This window comes from Streptomyces ossamyceticus, from assembly GCF_001418475.1.
GTDB classification, from domain to species: Bacteria; Actinomycetota; Actinomycetes; order Streptomycetales; family Streptomycetaceae; genus Streptomyces; species Streptomyces ossamyceticus.
This window is the reverse complement of record NZ_LIQX01000247.1, coordinates 1-5,012: the sequence shown is the minus strand read 5'-3', so window position 1 is coordinate 5,012 and position 5,012 is coordinate 1. Positions and strand designations below refer to the sequence as shown.

Genomic DNA, 5,012 nt, shown 5'->3' with positions numbered 1-5,012 from the left:
GGCCGTGGCCGCGTACACGTCGGCAGCGGGCGAGGCGGGCGCGCCGGTCCACTGCTCCGGGGCCATGTAGGAGGGGGTGCCGGCCGCACCGGCCTTGGTGCCGGCGTCCGCCGCGATCCCGAAGTCGACGAGCTTGGACGCGCCGTCCGGGACGACCATGACGTTCTCGGGCTTGTAGTCGCGGTGGACGACCCCGACGCGGTGCGCGTCGGCGAGGCCGAGCAGCGAGCCCTTCAGGATCGCGAGGGCGGCCTCCGCGTCGAGGGGGCCCTCCCTGGTGAGCAGGGTCCGCAGCGAGACGCCGTCCACCAGCTCCATCACGATGGCGGCGCCGTCGGTGCTCTCGACGTACTCGTACAGCTCGGCGACGTACGGGCTCTCCAGGCCGGCGAGGAGCCGTGCCTCGGCGCGGAAGTCGCGTACGAAGCCGGGCCGGTCCCGCAGTGACTCGCTGAGGTACTTCATCGCGACCGGGACACCGGTCTCCTCGTGCACGGCGAGGACGACCCGCCCGCTCGCCCCCGCCCCGAGTTCCAGTGACTCGGTGTACCCGGGCACCGCCCATGTGTTCATTCCAGCCCCCCAAGGCCGCCGTGCCGCCGGAACCCCCACGCCCCGGAGTAGGACCACGCGTCCTGAGACACATATTCGGCCACTTCGGTTGCGGTCCGACACCCGCGGTCCAGCCCGTGGACTTTCGCCGCGGGTGCAACCGAACCGGGGGCTCGACAGGAACGGATTACATCCGGACACGGCGCGATGGTGGAGGCCCTCGGTGAAAGAAGCGGTGCGTATCGGCAGGCATCCCTCGGCGGAGCCCGACCTCCAGGAACTGGTGGGCCTGGTGGCCCTGGGGGACGAGGAGGCGTTCGCCCGGCTCTACGACTCCGTGGCGAGCCCCGTCCTCGGTGTCGTGGTCGCCGTGCTGCGCGACCGGGCGCAGTCGGAGGAGGTGGCGCAGGAGGTCCTGGTGGAGGTGTGGCGGACCGCGCCCCGCTACCGGTCCGACCGGGGCACGGCCATCAACTGGATCCTCACGCTGGCCCACCGGCGTGCGGTGGACCGGGTGCGCTCGGTGGACGCCGCGGCCGCCCGTGACCACAAGGCGGCGCTGCTGGCGCGGCTGCCCGAGTACGACGAGGTGGCGGAGTACGTCGAGGCGCGGCTGGAGCGCGAGCAGGTCCGGCGCTGTCTGCGCACGCTGACCGAGGTCCAGCATCAGGCCGTCACCCTGGCGTACTACCGGGGGCTCACCCACCGTGAGGTGGCCGAGGCGCTCGCGGTGCCGCTGGGGACCGTCAAGACCAGGCTGCGCGACGGCCTCATCCGGCTGCGCGACTGCCTGGGGGTGACCGCATGAGGACCGTGGACCCGCACCGGCTGACCGGGGCGTACGCGCTGCACGCCCTGTCCCCGGAGGAGACCGTGCGGTTCGAGCGTCACCTCGCGGGCTGCGACGCCTGCGCGCAGGAGACGGCCGAGCTGTCGGCGACGGCGGCCCGTCTGGGACTCGCCGTCGCCACGGCGACCGCGCCGGGCATGCGGGACCAGGTGCTGCGCCGGATCACCACCGTGCGGCAGGAGACACCCGGCGGGCCGGGGCAGGGACGCCGTGGTCGGGCCGGGCTGCGGGCCCGGCCGGTCTCCCGCTGGGCCCTGGCCGCCTGCCTCGCGGCGGCCTCGGCTCTCGGCGGGACGGCCGTGTGGCAGCACGAGCGGGCGGAGGACGCCCGTGCGGAGGCGCACAGTGCCGCGCGGACGGCGGACGAGATCGCCGCCGTGCTGGCCGCGCCGGACGCCAAGGTGCGGGCGGCCGAGCTGGTCGGGGGCGCGTCCGGTGCCGTCGTCGTCTCCCGCGGCGAGGACCGGGCCGTGTTCGTCGCCTCGGGGATGACGCGCCCACCGGGCGGCAAGGTCTACCAGCTCTGGTTCGACGACCGTGGCGGCATGCGGTCGGCCGGTCTGATGGACCCGGGCCGCGCCGACCAGACCGTCCTGATGCGCGGGGCTGTCGACGGCGCGTCCGGCGTGGGCATCACCCTCGAACCCGAGGGAGGCTCCGACCACCCCACCTCCGCCCCGCTCGCCCGGGTGCCGTTCCCCGTCTGACCGGGTGAGGACCGCAGACCATAGGGCGGCGTACACGAAGAGGAGGCCCCTCCTCCCCTGCTGGGGAGCGGGCCTCCTCTTCGTGTACGCGGCTCAGCCATGCCCGGCCGGCTCAGCCATGCCGTGCCTGCTCAGAGCACGGGGAAGCCGTTCGTGCCGTAGGACTCCTCGGGGAGGGGGTCCGGTGCGTCGGTGGGGTCGAGGAGATGGGCGACGAGGGTGGTCGCGGTGCGGTGCCAGAACTGGCGGCGGCGGAGCATCGCGTGGTCGCCGCCGTGGACGACGGCCATGCCGGCGCGTGCCGCCGTGTGCTGGGCCCGGCGCACGCAGTGCGCCGAGTCGGAGGGTGAGGTGATGCGGTCGCGGTCGCCGTGCAGGGCGACGACTCGACGGCCCGCCAGGTGGTCCACGGGCTCGTCCGGCGGCCACCACGGCGCGAGGGCGACGACGCCGGCCACCTGTGGGTGACCGGCGGCGCGCAGGGCGGCGCGGGCGCCCATGGAGTGGCCGAGCAGGACCGTGGGGACGGGGCCGACGCGTGCGCCGAGGTCGTCCAGGGCGAGTTCGGTGTCCCGTACGGGGTCGGCGCGCAGGTCGTTCCAGCCGCGCAGCCGGTAGCGGACCTGGGCGACCAGGACGTCCCGCTCGGGCAGGGCGGCGGACACCGCCCGTACGAAGGGGTCCATCCGCAGCGCGGCGAGCTGCCAGGGGCGGGCGGGGCGGTGGCTCACCGCCTGCCCGCCGTGCAGCACCAGGACGGCCGCCCTCGGCCGGGTCGGGGCGGCCCTCAGGAGGAGCGCCTGTCCCGGCCGCGGTCCGTACGTCATCGTGCTCCCGCCCCCTCGCGCGTCCGCTTCGGCGGCCGGGGGAAGAAGCCGCTGGTGCGGGCCTGGTACTCGGTGTAGCCGGGCCGGTCGGCCATGTGCTTCTCCAGCAGCCGTTTGCCGCTGCCCCGGGTGAGCAGCAGGCTCATCACCACCGGTGATACCACGGAGACCGCGGCCGCCGCCGGGGAGTCGCAGGCCGTGAGGAACAAGCCCCACCAGACGCAGAAGTCCCCGAAGTAGTTGGGGTGCCGGGTCCACGACCACAGACCACGGTCCATGATCTTTCCCCGGTTGGCGGGGTCGGCCTTGAAGCGGGCCAGTTGGGCGTCGCCGACCGCCTCGAAGCCGAGGCCGACCGCCCACAGGGCCGCGCCGGCCCAGGTGAGGGCCGACGGGGGCTCGGGCACGTACTGCGCGGCCTGCACGGGCAGCGACACGAGCCACACCAGGGCGCCCTGGAGCAGGTAGACCATGCGCAGGGCGTACGCGTTCCGGTTGCCGGGGGCCTTGGCCAGCATGGCCTCGTAGCGGGGGTCCTCGCCGTGGCCGCGGCTCCGGCGGGCGATGTGCACCGCGAGGCGCAGCCCCCAGATCGCCGTCAGCGCGGTGACCAGCAGCCGCCGCGCGGGGTCGCCCTCGCCGGCGGAGGCGACGCAGGTGACGACGGCGACCGCGGTGAAGCCGACGCCCCAGGCGATGTCCACGATCCGGTGCATGCCGAGGCGGACCGCGACGGCGAAGGTGACGAGCATGACCGCGAGGGCCGCGGCGGCGGCCCAGGCGAGGTTCGGCGCGAAGGCGCTCCACGGGAAGTCGCTCACGGCCGCTCCAACCCCTCGTACCAGGTGTGCGTGGTCGCCGGGAGGCCGCTGTCGCCGTCGGGGCCGGGCCGGACGGCGAGGATCTGGTCGACGCCCATCCGGCCTTCCTCGAACGCCAGGGCACTGCCGACCAGGTACAGCCGCCACACGCGAGCGGTCTCCTCCCCCACCAGCCGGACGAACCGCTCCCAGCGGTCCTCCAGGGTGCGGTGCCAGGCGCCGATCGTGCGGACGTAGTGCTCGCGCAGCGACTCGGTGTGCCGGACCTCCAGGCCCGCCCCCTCCAGCAGGCCCACCGTGTCGCCCAGGGGGCGCATGTGCATGTCGGGGGCGATGTACGCCTCGATGAAGGGCCCGCCGCCGGGGGCGACCCGGCCGCGGGACATCTGCTGGACCAGCACCCGGCCGCGCGGCCGGACGAGGCGGTGCAGGGCGGCGGTGAACGCCGGGTACTCGGCGTCCCCGACGTGCTCCCCCATCTCGACGGTGGCGACGGCGTCGTAGGGGCCGCCCTCGATGTCGCGGTAGTCCTGGCGGACCACGTCCACCAGGTCGGTCAGACCGCGCGCGCGGACCTGCTCCCGCACGTACGCGGCCTGTTCGCGGGCCAGGGTGACGGCGGTGACCCGGGCGCCGTACCGCTGGGCCGCGTGCAGGGTGAGCGAGCCCCAGCCGCAGCCGATGTCGAGGAGCCGGGCGCCGGGTGCCAGGGCGAGCTTGCGGCAGATCAGCTCCAGCTTGGCCCGCTGGGCGTCGGCGGGCCCGAACGCGGCGTGCTCCGAAGCCCAGTAGCCGCAGGAGTAGGCCATGGTCTCGTCGAGGAGGAGGGCGTAGAAGTCGTTGGAGAGGTCGTAGTGGTGGCTGATGGCGGCCCGGTCGCGGGCCCGGCTGTGCAGGCCGCCGCGGAGCCGGGCCTGGGAGGCGGGGGCGGCCGGCCGTGGGCCGAGCGCGCCGAGCCGTACGGCGGTGGCGACGGCGCGCGCCCGGTCGGCGGGTGTGAGCCTCGGCGGGCGCAGACGCAGCTCGCGGTGGGCGGCCCACGCCGTGCGCAGGCCGTGCGCGAGGTCGCCCTCGATGTCGAGTTCGCCGGTGACGTACGCCTGGGCGAGGCCCAGTTCGCCGGGCTGCCACAGCAGGCGGCGGAGCGCGCGCCGGGACCGTACGACGACCACGGGCGCGTCGGCCGGGCCGGTCTCGCTGCCGTCCCAGGCGCGCAGCCGCACCGGCAGAGGGCCGCCGAGGGCGCCCTCGGCGA

Annotated in this window: 6 protein-coding genes; 2 read left to right on the top strand and 4 right to left on the bottom strand. The window is 75.2% G+C overall.

The window, feature by feature from the left end; translation table 11 throughout:
- Nucleotides 1-573, bottom strand: a 573-nt coding sequence (locus AOK15_RS19265; protein ID WP_157870306.1) for a serine/threonine-protein kinase, incomplete at its 3' end; no start/stop codon positions are given.
- A 202-nt stretch (nt 574-775) separates the two neighbouring features.
- Between AOK15_RS19265 and sigK the strand changes: the two genes are divergently transcribed.
- Together sigK and AOK15_RS19255 are read left to right on the top strand one after the other, a co-directional pair.
- Nucleotides 776-1,360: an ECF RNA polymerase sigma factor SigK gene (sigK, locus tag AOK15_RS19260; RefSeq protein WP_055518470.1), complete on the top strand. Its 585-nt coding sequence runs from the start codon at nt 776-778 to the stop codon at nt 1,358-1,360.
- Nucleotides 1,357-2,109, top strand: a complete 753-nt coding sequence (locus tag AOK15_RS19255; RefSeq protein WP_055518468.1) for an anti-sigma factor — start codon at nt 1,357-1,359, stop codon at nt 2,107-2,109. Before sigK ends, AOK15_RS19255 begins: the two co-directional genes overlap by 4 nt.
- Before the next feature lie 131 nt (nt 2,110-2,240).
- On the opposite strand, the gene AOK15_RS19250 is transcribed toward AOK15_RS19255, so the two are convergent.
- The 3 genes from AOK15_RS19250 to AOK15_RS19240 all read right to left on the bottom strand — a co-directional run.
- On the bottom strand, nt 2,241-2,936 hold the full coding sequence (locus tag AOK15_RS19250; protein WP_055518465.1) for an alpha/beta family hydrolase: 696 nt from the start codon (nt 2,934-2,936) through the stop codon (nt 2,241-2,243).
- On the bottom strand, nt 2,933-3,757 hold the full coding sequence (locus AOK15_RS19245) for a DUF1295 domain-containing protein (RefSeq protein ID WP_055518463.1): 825 nt from the start codon (nt 3,755-3,757) through the stop codon (nt 2,933-2,935). Before AOK15_RS19245 ends, AOK15_RS19250 begins: the two co-directional genes overlap by 4 nt.
- Nucleotides 3,754-5,012 (bottom strand): SAM-dependent methyltransferase (locus AOK15_RS19240; RefSeq protein WP_055518460.1); only part of this gene is annotated, 1,259 nt, incomplete at its 5' end. The genes AOK15_RS19245 and AOK15_RS19240, both read right to left, overlap by 4 nt.

Excerpts from the sequence above, each read along its gene's own strand:
- AOK15_RS19250 (WP_055518465.1), bottom strand. The coding sequence starts at position 2,936 with ATGACGTACGGACCGCGGCCGGGACAGGCGCTCCTCCTGAGGGCCGCC.
- AOK15_RS19255 (WP_055518468.1), top strand. The coding sequence starts at position 1,357 with ATGAGGACCGTGGACCCGCACCGGCTGACCGGGGCGTACGCGCTGCAC.